Source organism: uncultured Sphingosinicella sp., from assembly GCF_963974575.1.
Lineage (GTDB): Bacteria > Pseudomonadota > Alphaproteobacteria > Sphingomonadales > Sphingomonadaceae > Sphingosinicella.
Genome location: NZ_CAXBBQ010000007.1, coordinates 123,058 through 137,915 on the forward strand (window position 1 = coordinate 123,058; position 14,858 = coordinate 137,915).

18 protein-coding genes are annotated in these 14,858 nt (G+C 64.8%); 8 read left to right on the forward strand and 10 right to left on the reverse strand.

Annotated elements, in window-relative coordinates; genetic code table 11:
- Positions 1–88: 88 nt before the first annotated feature.
- Positions 89–955, forward strand: coding sequence for a glutathione-dependent disulfide-bond oxidoreductase (gene yghU / locus AAC014_RS14075; RefSeq protein ID WP_339709512.1), 867 nt, complete (start codon positions 89–91; stop codon positions 953–955).
- 3 nt (positions 956–958) lie between these two features.
- Here the strand turns inward: yghU and AAC014_RS14080 are convergent, their stop codons facing one another.
- From AAC014_RS14080 to AAC014_RS14090, 3 genes are all read right to left on the reverse strand, one after another.
- Positions 959–1,372 (reverse strand): CHRD domain-containing protein, encoded by a 414-nt coding sequence (locus AAC014_RS14080; protein ID WP_339709514.1) that lies wholly within the window; start codon positions 1,370–1,372, stop codon positions 959–961.
- 81 nt (positions 1,373–1,453) lie between these two features.
- On the reverse strand, positions 1,454–1,942 hold the full coding sequence (locus AAC014_RS14085; protein ID WP_339709516.1) for an SRPBCC family protein: 489 nt from the start codon (positions 1,940–1,942) through the stop codon (positions 1,454–1,456).
- Positions 1,939–2,307, reverse strand: a complete 369-nt coding sequence (locus AAC014_RS14090; RefSeq protein ID WP_339709518.1) for a metalloregulator ArsR/SmtB family transcription factor — start codon at positions 2,305–2,307, stop codon at positions 1,939–1,941. The genes AAC014_RS14085 and AAC014_RS14090 overlap by 4 nt, the downstream gene beginning before the upstream one ends.
- Positions 2,308–2,517: 210 nt before the next feature.
- Between AAC014_RS14090 and AAC014_RS14095 the strand changes: the two genes are divergently transcribed.
- Complete coding sequence (locus tag AAC014_RS14095) at positions 2,518–3,585, forward strand: DUF47 family protein (RefSeq protein ID WP_339709520.1); 1,068 nt, start codon at positions 2,518–2,520, stop codon at positions 3,583–3,585.
- 12 nt (positions 3,586–3,597) lie between these two features.
- Positions 3,598–4,611: an inorganic phosphate transporter gene (locus AAC014_RS14100; RefSeq protein ID WP_339709522.1), complete on the forward strand. Its 1,014-nt coding sequence runs from the start codon at positions 3,598–3,600 to the stop codon at positions 4,609–4,611.
- Between the two features lie 197 nt (positions 4,612–4,808).
- Here the strand turns inward: AAC014_RS14100 and AAC014_RS14105 are convergent, their stop codons facing one another.
- On the reverse strand, positions 4,809–5,903 hold the full coding sequence (locus tag AAC014_RS14105; RefSeq protein WP_339709524.1) for an amidohydrolase family protein: 1,095 nt from the start codon (positions 5,901–5,903) through the stop codon (positions 4,809–4,811).
- Positions 5,904–6,031: 128 nt separating this feature from the next.
- Between AAC014_RS14105 and AAC014_RS14110 the strand changes: the two genes are divergently transcribed.
- Positions 6,032–6,616, forward strand: a complete 585-nt coding sequence (locus AAC014_RS14110; protein ID WP_339709526.1) for a helix-turn-helix domain-containing protein — start codon at positions 6,032–6,034, stop codon at positions 6,614–6,616.
- A gap of 11 nt (positions 6,617–6,627) precedes the next feature.
- Here the strand turns inward: AAC014_RS14110 and AAC014_RS14115 are convergent, their stop codons facing one another.
- From AAC014_RS14115 to AAC014_RS14130, 4 genes are all read right to left on the reverse strand, one after another.
- Positions 6,628–7,245, reverse strand: a complete 618-nt coding sequence (locus AAC014_RS14115) for a glutathione S-transferase family protein (protein ID WP_339709528.1) — start codon at positions 7,243–7,245, stop codon at positions 6,628–6,630.
- A 59-nt stretch (positions 7,246–7,304) separates the two neighbouring features.
- Complete coding sequence (locus AAC014_RS14120) at positions 7,305–7,469, reverse strand: Flp family type IVb pilin (protein WP_339709530.1); 165 nt, start codon at positions 7,467–7,469, stop codon at positions 7,305–7,307.
- A gap of 59 nt (positions 7,470–7,528) precedes the next feature.
- Positions 7,529–7,693 (reverse strand): hypothetical protein, encoded by a 165-nt coding sequence (locus AAC014_RS14125; protein WP_339709532.1) that lies wholly within the window; start codon positions 7,691–7,693, stop codon positions 7,529–7,531.
- A 63-nt stretch (positions 7,694–7,756) separates the two neighbouring features.
- Positions 7,757–8,194, reverse strand: a complete 438-nt coding sequence (locus AAC014_RS14130; protein ID WP_339709534.1) for an addiction module antidote protein — start codon at positions 8,192–8,194, stop codon at positions 7,757–7,759.
- A gap of 159 nt (positions 8,195–8,353) precedes the next feature.
- On the opposite strand from AAC014_RS14130, the gene AAC014_RS14135 reads away from it, so the two are divergent.
- Together AAC014_RS14135 and AAC014_RS14140 are read left to right on the forward strand one after the other, a co-directional pair.
- Positions 8,354–10,480, forward strand: a complete 2,127-nt coding sequence (locus tag AAC014_RS14135; RefSeq protein WP_339709536.1) for a TonB-dependent hemoglobin/transferrin/lactoferrin family receptor — start codon at positions 8,354–8,356, stop codon at positions 10,478–10,480.
- 17 nt (positions 10,481–10,497) lie between these two features.
- Positions 10,498–11,505: a DUF6607 family protein gene (locus tag AAC014_RS14140; RefSeq protein ID WP_339709539.1), complete on the forward strand. Its 1,008-nt coding sequence runs from the start codon at positions 10,498–10,500 to the stop codon at positions 11,503–11,505.
- On the opposite strand, the gene AAC014_RS14145 is transcribed toward AAC014_RS14140, so the two are convergent.
- On the reverse strand, positions 11,492–12,763 hold the full coding sequence (locus tag AAC014_RS14145; RefSeq protein WP_339709542.1) for a DUF4010 domain-containing protein: 1,272 nt from the start codon (positions 12,761–12,763) through the stop codon (positions 11,492–11,494). The two genes, AAC014_RS14140 and AAC014_RS14145, sit on opposite strands and share 14 nt — an antisense overlap.
- Positions 12,760–13,275 carry a DUF2061 domain-containing protein gene (locus tag AAC014_RS14150; protein ID WP_339709544.1) on the reverse strand — a complete coding sequence of 172 codons (516 nt, stop codon included), beginning with the start codon at positions 13,273–13,275 and terminating at the stop codon, positions 12,760–12,762. The genes AAC014_RS14145 and AAC014_RS14150 overlap by 4 nt, the downstream gene beginning before the upstream one ends.
- Before the next feature lie 161 nt (positions 13,276–13,436).
- Between AAC014_RS14150 and AAC014_RS14155 the strand changes: the two genes are divergently transcribed.
- Together AAC014_RS14155 and AAC014_RS14160 are read left to right on the forward strand one after the other, a co-directional pair.
- On the forward strand, positions 13,437–14,495 hold the full coding sequence (locus tag AAC014_RS14155; RefSeq protein ID WP_339709547.1) for a hypothetical protein: 1,059 nt from the start codon (positions 13,437–13,439) through the stop codon (positions 14,493–14,495).
- 66 nt (positions 14,496–14,561) lie between these two features.
- On the forward strand, positions 14,562–14,834 hold the full coding sequence (locus AAC014_RS14160; RefSeq protein WP_339709550.1) for a DUF4242 domain-containing protein: 273 nt from the start codon (positions 14,562–14,564) through the stop codon (positions 14,832–14,834).
- The last annotated feature ends 24 nt before the right edge of the window (positions 14,835–14,858 follow it).

The following is a 14,858-nucleotide window of genomic DNA, read 5'->3' on the forward strand; positions in this document are numbered from 1 at the left end:
GGGACCGCGAACCGAAAATGCTACGTGCGGCGTGGCGAACGGGCTGCGGTGTCCCTATCTTCGTTTTTCGCCGTGTAGGAGATGAGTGATGAGCGATTACGTTCCGCCAAAGATATGGACATGGGATCGGGAGAGCGGCGGACGGTTCGCTTCGATCAACCGGCCGATCGCAGGGCCGACGCACGACAAGGCGCTGCCGGTGGGGAAGCATCCGCTGCAGCTTTATTCGCTCGGCACGCCCAACGGGCAGAAGGTGACGATCCTGCTCGAAGAACTGCTGGCGGCCGGATATTCGGGCGCCGAGTATGATGCGTGGCTGATCAACATCCTGGAAGGCGATCAGTTCGGATCCGGGTTCGTGGATGTGAATCCGAATTCGAAGATCCCCGCGCTTGTCGACCGCAGCGGCGGCGAGCCTGTGCGTGTTTTTGAAAGCGGCGCGATCCTCGTCTATCTCGCGGAGAAATTCGGTGCGTTTCTGCCCACCAGCGGCGCGGCGCGCGCGGAGGCGCTATCGTGGCTGTTCTGGCAGGTAGGAAGCGCCCCGTTCCTCGGCGGCGGGTTTGGGCACTTCTATGCCTATGCGCCGGTGAAGATCGAATATGCGATCAATCGCTATGCGATGGAGGTGAAGCGGCAGCTCGACGTGCTGAACCGGCGGCTGGCGGAGCACGAATATATCGCGGGTGCGGACTATACGATCGCCGACATGGCGATCTGGCCGTGGTACGGCGGTCTCGTGCGCGGCGAGCTTTATGGCGAGTCCGCGACGTTCCTCTCCACCCACGAATATGAACACGTGCAACGCTGGACGAAGCAACTCGGCGATCGGCCGGGGGTGCGGCGCGGGCGTATTGTGAACCGCAGCACCGGGCCGCTCGCGGAACAGCTCCGCGAGCGGCACGATGCCAGCGACTTCGAAACGAAGACCGCCGACAAGCTGGCGGCGCAGTAGCCGCTAGCGGAGCTGACCGCGCAGGGCGCCCTTCGGGTGCGAGGCGTTGTGGACGTTGACGTAATAGTCGGCGGGGTTTGCAAGAAGCGCCGCGACGACATCCGCATCGGCCTTGGCGCAGCCCTTCGAGGCGCCTTCCGCGGGGGCATCGAGCGTTACCACCGGCGGCCCGGCGACGCCTTTGGCGCCCTTGTGGATATGCGCCATCGTCGCACTGTCGATGCCGCTGACGGCGAGCGTGTAGCAGACTTCGGGCTTTGCGGCGTCGAGCGTTACGCTCGCGGTGCCCTCGCCGTCCGGGTCGCCCGGGCCGGGAACCTCGGCTGCGCCGGTCAATTGAAGCTGCATCGTGACAGGTGCGGCCGCGGCAGGTGTGATGACCATTGCGGCGCCCAGAAGTGCCAGAGCCATTCGCATCGCGTTTCTCCTCGTATTGTCCGCCGACCGGAACAGGCGGCGAATCCCTGTTCGCCGAACGCTTCCGGGCGCCGCGAGTTCCTAGTGTATCGAGGCCTTGATGTGCGCGACGAGCTGGTCGACGACGGTATTCCAGCCATCGTGGAAGCCCATCTCTTCGTGCTGCTTGCGCGTCTCCTCGTTGCCGTGGATGGCGTACGCCGTGTAGCGCGTGCCGGTCGCGGTCGGCTCCATGAGGAGCGCGGCTGTAAAGAACGGCTTCGGCGCGGGGCGGAAGCCGGGGAGCAGCGTGTCCGTGAAGACGAGGCGCTGGTTCGGCACGACTTCGAGGTAGCAGCCGTGGTTCGGGAACTCATCCCCCTCGGGCGAGCGCATCACGGTGTTGAACCTGCCGCCGGGACGCAGATCGATCTCGCACGAACTTACCGACCATGGCTTCGGGCAGAACCATTCCTTGATGCTGTCGGGCGTGGTCCACGCTTCCCACAGGAGTTCGACGGGAACGTCGATCTCGCGTTCGAGGACGAGGTCGAGCTTGGGATCGGGGGTGAACTGGAACAGGGATGTCATTCGGATCTCTCCTTCTTCATCTTCAGCAGATAGGCATCGAGCCGGTCCAGCCTGCGCTCCCACATGGTGCGCTGCCTGCCCAGCCAGTCTTCGGCGACCTGAAGCCGTTCAGGTGCGAGTTCATAGGTTCTGACCCGCCCTTCCTTTTTCGAACGCACCAGCCCCGCGCCTTCGAGCACCCGCAGGTGCGCGACGAACGAGGGCAGCGCCATCCGGTGCTCCGCCGCGAGGTCGCTGACCGAGGCGGGCTTCGCGCTCAGCCGTTCGAGCACGCTGCGGCGCGTCGGATCTGACAGTGCGCGGAAGATGCCGTCGATCACCGCGGGCGGCGGTGAGGGTGGGGCGCTGTGCATCCCGGGAATCATCTGCGGCTCCTTTCGGCTGGTGTGCATAGGCAAGGAAAATACTTAGGTCAATTCCTAAGTATTGACCACGCGCTTGCATGACTTAAAAAATCTGTCATCAGACCGTCACAAAACTGTCGCAACGCGTGCTGTCGCAGACGGGGGGACGTTTTCATTCGCCAAATTGCCGCCTTGCCCTATCGATCGGAGGGGCCCGCGATCGATGCGCCCGTGCGCATTCTTCTCGTGACCTCGCGGAGCAGCCGGCGCTGGGTGATCCCCAAGGGCAACGTCACCAAGGGCATGGCGCCGCACGCCGCCGCTGCCGATGAGGCGGAGGAAGAGGCGGGCGTACGCGGCGCGGTGTGCCCGACGCCGCTCGGCTCCTATCGTTACCGCAAGCGGCGCAGCAACGGCGCCTCGCTGATGGTGGACGTCGACGTCTTCCCGCTCGCGGTGACGCGCGAGCTTGAGAACTGGAAGGAGCAGGACGAGCGCGAGCGGCGCTGGTTCACGCTTGCCGAAGCCGCGGATGCGGTGGAGGAAAGCGACCTGCGCGATCTCATCCGCTCTTTCGGCGCGTCCGAATTCTATGCCGCCACACGCCGCACGGGAATGCTGACGGCCGTTGCCCATAAATCGAGGATCCCCCACATGTTCGCCTGGTTCCAGCGCTTGCTTCCCAAGACAGGCAACTTCTTCGAGCTGTTCGAGGCGCACGCGATGACGGTGGTTGCCGCGGCGGACGCGCTCGCGCGGCTTCTGGAAAACGGCTCCGCTGCCGAGGATCACATCCGCGAGGTGATGGAACGCGAGCAGGACGCGGACGACATCATCCGCGAGGTGCTGCACACGGTGCGCCGCACCTTCCTGACACCGTTCGACCGCGGCGCGATCACCAGCCTGATCGGCGCGATGGACGACGCGATCGACGAGATGCAGGCGACGGTGGCGGCGATCTCGCTCTATGAGGTAAGCGACTTCGAGCAGGAAATGCGCGACATGACCGCGATCATCGTGGACGGCGCGCGCCTCGTCGCCGAGGCAATGCCGATGCTGCGCGACGTGGCACGAAACGGCCCGCGGCTTCACGAACTCACCGAGCGGCTGGTGCGGATGGAAGGCCATGCCGACGAGATTCACGCGATCGGCGTGAAGAAGGCCTTCAAGGACTACGGCGCCGGCGACACGCTGCGCTTCATCGTCTCGCGCGAAGTCTACAAGCATCTTGAGCGGATCGTCGACGCGCTCGAGGATGTCGCGAACGAGATCGACGGCATCGTCATCGATCACGCCTGACGATACGAAACGATGCACGAACTCGCGTTTCCACTGCTTGTCGGCCTCATCATCATCGCGCTGGCGTTCGATTTCCTGAACGGGCTCCATGATGCGGCGAATTCGATCGCGACCGTGGTTGCGACACGCCTCCTCGGGCCGGTGCAGGCGGTTGCCTTCGCGGCGACGTTCAATTTCGCGGCTTATTTCCTCAGTCTCGCTTTTCCCGAACTGCACAAGGTTGCCGAAACGATCGGCAAGGGCATCATCGACAAGGATCTTGTGACGCCTGCGGTTGTGTTTGGCGCGCTCATCGGCGCGATGTTCTGGAATGTCGTCACGTGGCTGAAGGGTATTCCGTCCTCGTCGAGCCACGCGCTCGTCGGCGGCATTGTCGGCGCGGGCGTCGCGCACGCGGGCATGTCCGGTATCGAATGGAGCGGGCTCAACAAGACACTGATCGCCATCGTTCTCTCGCCGCTGCTCGGCATGGTCCTGTCGATGCTCATCATGCTCGCAACGAGCTGGGCGATGAAGGACGCGACCGCGCGCGGTGCGGAACGCGGCTTCCGCTACCTGCACCTCGCCTCGTCCGCCGCCTATTCAATCAGCCACGGCCTCAACGACGCGCAGAAGACGATGGGGATCATCACCGTGCTGCTCTATTCGACCGGCCGTCTGCAGGGCGAATTCCACGTGCCGCACTGGGTGGCGATCAGCTGCTACGTGGCGATCGCGCTCGGCACGCTTTCGGGCGGCTGGAAGATCATCGAAACGATGGGATCGCGCATCACCAAGCTTTCCCAGCACCAGGGTTTCAGCGCCTCGGCAGGCGGATCGGTGATGGTGTTCACCGCCTCGCTGCTCGGCATCCCGGTCTCGACGACGCACACGATCACGGGCTGCGTCGTCGGCGCCGGCACAGCCCGCCGCGCCTCCGCCGTGCGCTGGGGCGTCGCGCAGAACGTGGTAATGGCGTGGCTCATCACCATTCCCGCATCAGCGGCGGTGGGCGCGATTTTCTACATGATCACGCGGCTGTTCTAGGGAGCGCGGCGCCGGAGCTGGCGGGCGTGCCCGTGATGGTTGCGATGCCGTATCAATAAGAATTTGATCTCGCACTCCCGCTGTGCAACGCAGCCATCGCGCGAGTTTTTCCAGATCTCGCGTTGTTTACATCCTAGTTTGCCTGGCCCGACCTCTTCCCAGCGGTCGGGCCATTTTTCGCCTGGGTATCCGGCGAGCTAAGGCCTGAGCAACGCCGCTTCACGTTGCGCCGCCCACGTCGTGCGCAGATACGGCGCCACGTTCTCGCACAGTGCCGCCCATTCCTCATCGGTCACCGGAAGCGCTTTCCGCTCGGCGGCGAAATATTCGGCCGGGGGCGCGAGGGCGGGCCAGTCGCTGGCGAGGACGAAGCGGTCCATGCCGATCTTGCGCATCTGGGCGACGTAAGCGGCGCGCCATTCGTCGGGCGTGCGGGTTTCGAGGCCTTCTTTGGGAACGCCCGGGAGCTTCGAAAGATCGAGCTGGGCGACGGCGGAGATATCAAGCACGAGGTTGGCGGTGCCGGGGGCCTTGCGCTCCATGGCGTTGCCATAGAGGCGAAGGGCTTCCAGAGTTGCCGTATCGATGCCGCCGAAGCTGCCGCCATGCGCGATCTGCATGGGTAGATCGCCCGCCTCTGAGAGCACCGTATCGATGAACGTGGTGAGGTTCGCGTTCGTGAACGGCGCCGCGCCGCGCAGGTGAACGACAAGCGGCATCCGCGCCTTTCTGGCGGCCCCGAAGAACGCTGCCAGCATTTTGACCTGATCAGGATTGCCGAGATCAAGGCCGCTGTTGCCGAGGTGGAGCTTTACACCCGAAGCACCGGGCTGACGCGACCAGTATTCGAGTTCGCCGAGCGCGTTGTCGAGAAACGGATTGATGCCGACAAACGCGACGAGGCGGCCGTTCGAGGCGAGGGCCTGATCGACGTTGAAGCGATTCTCGGCGCGCATCCGCCGGGCGATCTCCTCGGGTGCGAGCGGGATGGCGGAAAAGCCGAACATGTAGCCGGCGGAGAGCAGCACCCCCCGCTGGATGCCCGCGCGATCGAGCTCATGCACGGCATCGCTGCCCGCGCGTACCTTGAGGATGTCGCCGGAGAGACCTTCAAAGGCAGCGGGCATCGCCTTCTGTAGTTCCTGCAGCCAATCGGAGACGAGCGCGCTCTGGATATGCATGTGATGATCGGCGCGCGGGGCTGGCTCCGCATACGCCCCACCGCCGCTGAAAAGGACTGCGCCCGCCAGCGCGGAAAAGCGCACGGCGCGCGCCCATTTTGACCAGATCATCGACTCCACCCCCAATTTAATGAACCTCTATTCACCTTTTGCCATTTCAGGATGTCCGTCAAGAAAAATGAATTTCTGTTCATCTTGTTGCAGGTGCCGTATAATCGTTCCCGAACAGCGAGGAAAAAATGCCGAAGCGCGATTCCACCCATATGGCGGCACAGCGGGAGCGCATCCTGCGGGCGGCGCTGAGCTGCATTGCCGCCCATGGCGTTGAAGGCACGTCGATCGAACATATCCGAAAGGCCGCAGGGGTGAGCGCGGGAACGATTTATCGTTACTTCGCAAACAAGGAGGACCTCGTGGTCGCTGTGCTCGAGCATTTTTCAACACACGAGGCTGCAGTGCCGGTTCCGAAAGACTGGGCGGATTACCGGGCAGGGCTGATGAAGGAAAAGCGGCCGACCGGGCTCAGCTCCGCCGCGCTGGACAGTGCCATGCTGCAGCTGATGGCGGCGGCGCTTTCAGCGGATTATCTGCGCGCGGCGATCCGCCCTGTCATCGAACGCAATCTCGCCGAGCAGCGGCAGGTTTTGGAGGCGCTGGTTAAGAGCGGCGGCGCCGAAATTGCCGGGACTCCGGAAGAGACGGTGCGCGCCGTCTCCGCGGTGGGCATCGGCATGTCGTGGCTTGCGGTTCTTTCGGGCCAATCAACCGAAGCAGCGACTGAAGAGGCGGCCGCGATTATCGACCGCCTCGTGAAGCCGCGATAGGGGAGTCGAGGCTAATCCTGCTTCGGCATATCCGCGTCGTCCAGCTCAGTGGCGCGCAGGTGCGCGGAGCGGGATTCGAGGCGTTTCCAATAGGCTTCGAATGCCGGGCGCGTTTCCATCGTGCCGAACTGGATGCCCCAGCTGATGTGGGAGCCGATGTAGACGTCTGCCGCCGTGAAGCTGTCGCCGGCGACATAAGGCGCGGCGCTGACGGCCTTTTCGAGCGCATCCATCACATGGGCGTAGGTGCCGTAGCCGACCATGGGCTGCTTGTCGGCGGGGACCTCTACACCAAGCGTACGATCTGCAATCGCGGCTTCCAGTGGACCGGCAGCGAAGAACAGCCAGCGGTAGTAGCTGCCGCGATCCTTCAGCGCGGGGGCGAGGTTCGCCTGCGGGAAGGCGTCCGCGAGATAGGCGCAGATCGCGGCGCATTCGGTAACGACCGTGTCGCCGTGGCGGATCGCGGGCACCTTGCCCATCGGGTTGATGGCGAGATATTCGGGGGCCTTCATCGTGGTGCCGTACTCAAGGATTTCGGTACGGTAATCCGCGCCTACCTCCTCCAGCATCCAGCGCGCGATGCGGCCGCGCGACATCGGGTTCGTGTAAAGCACCAGGTCAGTCATCATCCATCCCTTTCGAATCGGAAGAATGGGAACATATCAGGAACAATTATGCCTGTCGATCAGCGCGTCATGGCGTTGGTGATGCTGGAGAACACGTCGACCAGCGAGAGGCCGAGCATCTGGAACGCAATGATCGCAGCGAGCGAAATGAGCGCGGCGATGAGCGCGTACTCGATGGCGGTGGCGCCTTTGCGGCTGGCGAGAACGCGGCGGAAAATACGCATCGATCCGATTCCCTGCAGTGCTGCGGCACAAGGTATCGGACGCGCGGGTTGCCGAAGCGTTACCGGCCCTTCATCGCGCTCGTCGCGGTTTCAAGGATGTCGACGACGAAATAGCCGAGCACGGCCGCGACGACGATGATGATCACGATGGTGATAACGAGGCGGCGGGTCTTGTTCTGCTTTGGCGGTGCCGGGCGCCCTTCGGGCTGTCTATAGTCCTGCATACCGGCTTCTCCCCCCAAAAGATGCTGTGCGCGATCCTAGAGCCGAAGGGGCGGCGCTGACAACTATGGCTGGCGCGTATAGGTCGGCGCCGCTGCGCGTGGCGGCAGCGCGCGGGCGAAGGCGCTGAGCGCCGCATAGGTCGCGTCGCGCGCCTCGGCGTCCAGCATTTCACGGCAGGCGGTGTCGAAGCGCGCGCGGTCGTTTGCTGCGGCCGCCGCCGTCATTGCCGACAGCGCCATCTCGTCAGGCCCCAATCCCCGACAGCAGGGCGGGCTGATCAGGAAACAATCCGGCCAATGATCGCCGACGATCTGCACGGCGGTGAGCAGCCGTGTCGCAGCGAGCGGACTGCCGAGACGTTCGGAGAGCGCTTCGCGCGGGTCGTGCCCGGCGCGCTGGCAGATCACCACCAGCCGCGTGCCCATCACCATGTGCATCGGCGTACGCGCAAGATCGCGCAGGTCAGGCTTTCTGAGCAGGTCCTCGAGCAGGTTCGTCATGCGGGCTCCATAAATTGCACATGCGTCTCATTGACAGGTATCGGGAATCGATTCTAATGAGAATCAATTGCATTAGCAATGGTGACAATTGGTTTGGGGGTAGCAGTGATTTCAACTTCGCGGGCCGCGCTGGCGGCTGCTCTTTGCTATGGAATGACAATGGGTGCGGCGCAGGCGGCGGAAGACGCGGCAGCGCTCGACGACGGCACGATCACGGTGACGGCGACGCGCAGCCCGATCTCGATCGATGACGCGCCGACGGTGGTGACGGTGATCGACGAGCAGCGCATCGCCGACGAACTCGTCACCGACATCAAGGATCTCGTGCGCTTCGAACCGGGCGTTTCGGTGCGCCGCGCGCCTACGCGTTTCGGCGCTGCGTTCGGCACCACGGGCCGCGCGGGCAACGAGGGCTTCACGATCCGCGGCATCGGCGGCAACCACGTGCTCATCCAGGTGGACGGCGTGCGCGTGCCCGACGGTTTCAGCTTCGGCGCGCAGGGCGTGGGGCGCGGCGACTATGTCGACATCGGGCTCGTGAAATCGGTGGAGATTCTACGCGGCCCGGCCTCGGCGCTTTACGGCAGTGACGGGCTTTCGGGCGCGGTGAGTTTCGTGACGAGCAACCCCTCCGACATCCTGAAGGACGGACAGAGTTTCGGCGGGCTGGTGCGCGGCGGTTATAGTTCGGCGGACGAGGAATTCAGCGAGACGGCCATCCTTGCAGCGCGCGGCGGCACGGTCTCCGGCATGGTCGCCTACACGCGGCGCGACTACAAGGAACTCGACAACAAGGGCACCGACGACCGCACGGGATCGCTGCGCACGACGCCGAACCCGCAGGACGGCGAATCTGATGCAGTGCTCGGCCGGCTGGTGTGGGAACCCGGCGGCGGGCATACGGTGCGCCTGACGGGTGAGTACGTCGACACGTCGCTTTATGCGAACGTGCTTTCCGGTCTCAGCGCCACGGTCGATCGGCTGGAAGCGTGGGATACAGGCAAGCGCGTTCGCGCCGCCGCCGACTGGACGTGGGAGGGCGAAGGCGCGATCGATTATGCGCGCGTCGGCGCCTACTGGCAGGACGCGAAGGATCGGCAATATACCGAGGAGGATCGCACCCCGGCAGCGGATCGCAGCCGGCTCAACACCTTCGATAACCGGGTGATCGGCGCGTCGGCGGAATTCCGCGCGGGCTTCTCGACAGGCGCGGTTGATCACCGCGTAAGCTTCGGCGGCGACATCAGTGAAACGCGGCAAAAGGGTGTGCGCGACGGCACGGTGCCGCCGTTCGGTGAAACCTATCCGACGCGGGCGTTCCCGGTGACCGACTACACGCTCGCCGGGCTTTATGTGGGCGACGAGATCAGCTTAGCGGGCGGCGCTGTAACGCTGTTCCCTGCACTGCGTTTCGATCACTACAAGCTTTCACCCAAGGAAGATCCGCTGCTGCCGGGGCTCGCAGCTGCGGGCCAGAGCGATTCCCGCGTATCGCCGAAGTTCGGCGCCGTTGTGAAGCTGAGCCAGGCGGTGCGGTTGTTCGGTAACTATGGCCGCGGTTTCAAGGCGCCTGAGCCGAGCCAGGTGAACCAATTCTTCTCCAACCTGTCCTCCGGCTACACCTCGATCCCGAACCCCAATCTCGGGCCGGAAAAGAGCGAAAGCATCGAAGGCGGTTTCCGGGTGACGAGCGAGGCCGTGCGCTTCGAGGCGAGCGTGTTTCACGCCAAGTTCGACGATTTCATCCTGCAGAAGATGGTGAGCGGCAGCTTCACGCCTGCAGACCCAGCGATCTACCAGTTCGTCAACGTCAACGCGGCGAAGGTGGACGGCGCGGAAGCGAAGCTTGAAGTGAAGCAGGGCGGTTTCACCGGTACGCTTTCCGTCAGCTATGCCGATGGCACGCTGACCAATGAGGACGGCGTCAAGTCGCCGCTCGACACGATCGACCCGCTGAAAGTGGTTGCCGGGATCGGCTACCGCGAGACGGAAGGCCGGTTCGGCGGACAAGTGATCGCGACGTTCGGGGCGCAGAAGTCGATCAAGGATGCCGAAGGTGCGTGCAGCAGCGCCTGCTGGCGGCCGGGCGACTTCCTGATCTTCGACGCGACCGCGTTCGTGCGGATCGGCGAGGCGATCACGCTGCGCGCGGGCATCTTCAACATCACCGACAGGAAATACGCGTGGTGGAGCGATGTGCGCGGCCTCGCCGACAGCTCCGCGATCAAGGACGCCTACACCCAGCCCGGACGCAACGCGAGCGTCTCCGCGACGTTCCGCTTTTAAACCCAAGGATGAAAGCCATGAAACCGATCTACCAGACCCTCGGCGCGAGCCTGTTCGCGCTCGCCATCGCCGTTTCGCCCGCGCTTGCCGACAAGCCCGTGGCGGAGCGCACCGCCACCGCCGAGAAGGCGTCGTTCGATGCCGACCGCGCCGACATCCTTGCCATGGCGGGCAATTACCGCGTGCGCTTCGAAATGCAGGAATCGACGCCGTGGACGACGGACTACACGCCGCTCGAGCGGAAGAGATCGGGCGGGCACGAGGTTGTGCGCGTGATCGAAGATACCGGCCGCCGCATCGTGCTGCAGCATTTGCTGGTGGTGGAGGACGAGAACGACAAGCCCTTCATCATCAAGCACTGGCGGCAAGATTGGGATTACGAGCCTGCGAAGGTTCTGGTTTACGCCGGGGATGGCAATTGGGTGTGGGAAGAGGTTCCCGAGCGGATGCGCGCGGGCCGCTGGTCGCAGACCGTGTGGCAGGTGGACGACAGCCCGCGCTATGCCGGATGGGGACAGTGGGAAACGCAGGCGGGCATCCGCCGCTGGCGTTCCAACTGGACGTGGCGGCCGCTCGCGCGGCGCGATGCGGTGCGAAATCCAGCGTATGACCGCTACTTCTCGATCAACCGCCACCAGCCGACGCCCACGGGCTGGATCCACTGGCAGGACAATACCAAGATGGCCGAGGAGAACGGCAAGCTGCGCCCGATCGTGCAGGAATATGTGCTGAACACCTACACCAAGTTCGACGGCTACAACGTGAAGGCCGCCGACGATTACTGGGCGAAGACGAAGGGTTACTGGGCAGCGGTGCGCGGGCTTTGGGATGAGGTCGCGGCGAAGCGCGGCGGCATCCATGTCGCGGAGAAGGCCGACACCGGCACTGTCATCTCCGGGCGCCTGCTGGAGATCGGCGACGACGTGAACAGCGGCAAGCTGAAGGACGCGGCGGCGATCAGCGAGGCGCGCAAGCTCATCACCGAGGCGACGGCGGAGCCGCCACAGGTCGCTATCCGACAATAACCAGCGCTGCGAGGCCGATACCGCCTGCCGCGAAGCTGAACATCAGCGTTGCGGCAGCGGCCCAGCCTTTGCGCCAGCCGGCAAGGCCGATGCAGATCGCGGCCTTGAACGCGGTGTTGAGCAGGATCGGAACGCCGAGCACGGCGCCCGCGGTGACGGGATCGAGGCTGCCTGCGGGCAGTGCGCCGAGCGTGACGGTGGCGGCGTCGACGTCGAAGGTGCCGGTGAGCGCGATGATGACGCCGAGCCCCGCTTCCCCGTATTGCGCCTCCGCCCAGCGCGCGAACAGCGAGGCGCCCGCGATGAGCGCCGCAAAGCCGAGCGCGGGGAGAATGTCGAACGGGTTTGCGGAGGTCATCGGCGCGGCCCGCGAGGGCGCGTGCTGGTTGTGCCGCATGACGAATGCCGCGGCGGCGAGCGCGGCAAGGCCGCCCGGCACGACGATCCACGCCAGCGTCGGCACGACGAAGCCCGCGACGGCGGCAGCGAGGATGAGCGTGCGCGCCATCATGACCGCACCCGCGAGCGCGATACCTGCGATGGCGGGCGCAGGCGCGTCTTCACCCTCTGCCAGGCGACGCGCGAGTGCGGCCGTTGCGGCGGTCGACGAGACGAGCGCGCCGGCCGCTGCCGTGGCCAGCGTGCCGCGCACCTCGCCGAAACGCTTCGCCGCGACGTAGCCCACAAAGGAGAGCCCCGACACGAGCACGACGACGAACCAGATGTCGCGCGGGTTCCAGGCATCATAAGGGCCATAAGCGGCATCGGGCAGCAGCGGCCACACGACGATCGAGATCAGCGCGAAACGCGCCACCGCCTTCACCTCGGCGGCAGTGAGGCCGCGAATCCAGGCGTGGAGCTCCTCGCGCATCGCGAGCAGCACGACCATGACCCCCGCCGAGACGGAGGCGACGAGTACCTGATCCGTCGTCGCGAGCAGCCCGAGCGCAAGCGTGATGAGCCCGGCGATCGTCGTCGTCGCGCTGACGCTCGCGGTGGGATCCCTCGCCATGTCGCGGACATAGCCTGCGACGAGCGCGAGAGCGGCGGCAGCGATGAGCAGCACGGCCGGTAGCAGCGCATCGCCGATCATCAGCCCCGCGAGCCCACCCAGCAGGCCGAGGAGGCCGAAGGTGCGGAACCCGGCGACGCGTCCGCCCGCGGGCTCGCCGCGCGCGCTCCAGCCGCGTTCGACGCCGATAAGCAGGCTGAGCGCGAGCGCGATCCCGAGATCAGCGAGCGGCGCGAGGTCGGTCACACGTGCCCGCCTTTGGCGCGGCCGTAGGGGATGCGATCCCACACGCGCTCATGAAACACATAGAGAAGCAGTTTCGTCGCCACCTCGCCGCCGCCGATGGTGAGCGCGGTGAGCGGGTGCCCGGTAAAGAGCAGCGCGAGCAGGGCGGTATCGAGGCTCGCGAGGATGCGCCAGCTTGCCGCTTTCGAGCCGCTGCGGCGCAGGCCTTCGATGCGGCGCCCGCGCCGATCGGTCCACACCGCCCAGCGCAGCCGCGACCAAACGCGCTCGTGAAGGAAGAACAGCAGCGTTTTCGTGATGACCTCGGCAAGCGCGATGTAGCCCGCCGTGTGCAGGTTTTCGGCCTGCGTCGCGGTTTCGCGCACGCCGAAATGCGGCGCGAGGAAGGTGAGCACCAGGTAGGACAGGATCAACGTATCGAGCGTGCCGACGAAGCGCCACGAGATCGCTTTCGCCAGACTGCGCGCACGGCTTTCGTGCGCGTAGGCGGCGTTTGCGCTGTTTTCCCTCACCATCGCATTCCCGTAACCGCCTGCCCCTAAACGGCCAACTAGCATAGCGCCATCATGCGGAAAGCATGAAAATCCTGACACGCGGTTTTCGCAAGGGGTGGATGCACCGTTACGGCCTTGTTATGTTTGGGAAACGACATGGCATTCGAGGGAGTGGGGGCATGGCGGATACACGCATCGGTATCGTCAAGCGGATCATCTGGCCGGCGAAAGCATCGCTCTTCGCGCTGATCGGCGGCGCGGTCGGCCTGTTTGGCGACCTCGTGAACTTCTTCGCGGAATTTCTGTCCGCAGATGTGCTCGTCCTCATCTTCGCGGTGGTGACGGCGGTTGCGGGGCTGCTCTGCTTCCAGCGCGCGTTCATGGTGAATGCGGCAGACGACAAGGCCGTGGATGAGGTGGTGCAGTGCACGCAGTGCGACGCCTTCCGCTTCGGGCTGTTCGCGACCGCGGCGTTCATCCTTCTCATGCTCGTGGGGCAAGGGCAGTCCGCGACCGAGGCGGTGGGGCGGCAGCTCGGGCTTATCAAGGAAGACACCGCCGTGATCCGCGATCAGGTGGGCGACCTTCATGCGATGGCGCAGCCGCAGATGATCATCGACGATCCCGAATCGGCGGCGGACCATTTCAACAATGCCTGGATCTACCAGATGATGCAGCGCAACTCGGCAAAGGCCTTCGCCGAGATGCAGACGCTGTATGCGAATTACGCCCCGAAGAAACTGGACGCCGCGCAGCTCTATTTCGACAGCGGCAACGCGGTGAAAGGCCGGGCGCAACTGGTGGAGGACATGCAGGCTCTGGCGCGGAAGACCGGCGATGCCACGCTGCTGGTGATCGCGGCACGTGCGGCGCCGAGCGCGGAGGCCGGCGATGCGATGGCGGCCGAGGCGCAGAAGCTGGACCCCGAACTGCCGTTCGCGTGGTGGGACATCATGCGGCCCAAGCCGGTGAAGGTGGGCGACATGACGCAGCGCGGCGCGGCGGCACAGCGAGACCGGTTCATTGCCGAACGCGAAACCGTGGAGAAATTCCGCGCACTTTACGGTGCATACCCGGCCCAGCACTGGTTCTTCCTGCCGCAGTTCGCGGGCGACCTGGAAACGATCGCGCGCCAGCAATCAGAAAGCATGGCGAACAATATCGCGACGTATGACGACATTGCGAGCGGAAGGCTCGCAGACCGCGTGCGCGAGGAATATCGCCAGAAGAACCGGTAGTTCTCCCCCACGTGGACTCGGGTCTGAAAAGCGCGTAAATCTTAGGATTGCGGGAGGGAGAGGGACATGCCGCAGTTCGTTATCGAAAGAGATATGCCCGGCGTCGGCAAGCTCGGTCCGGCCGAGCTGAAGGCCGCATCGCAAGGGTCGTGCAACGTGCTCCGCACGCTTGGACCCGAGATCCAGTGGGTTAACAGCTATGTGACCGACGACAAGATCTATTGCGTCTATCGCGCGCCGAGCGCGGATATTATCCGGCAGCACGCGGAAACGGCGGGCTTCCCGGCGAACAGTGTCGCCGAGGTGCGCGCGACGATCGATCCGACGACAGCGGAATAGGCATCCGGACACCGCCCGGATGCC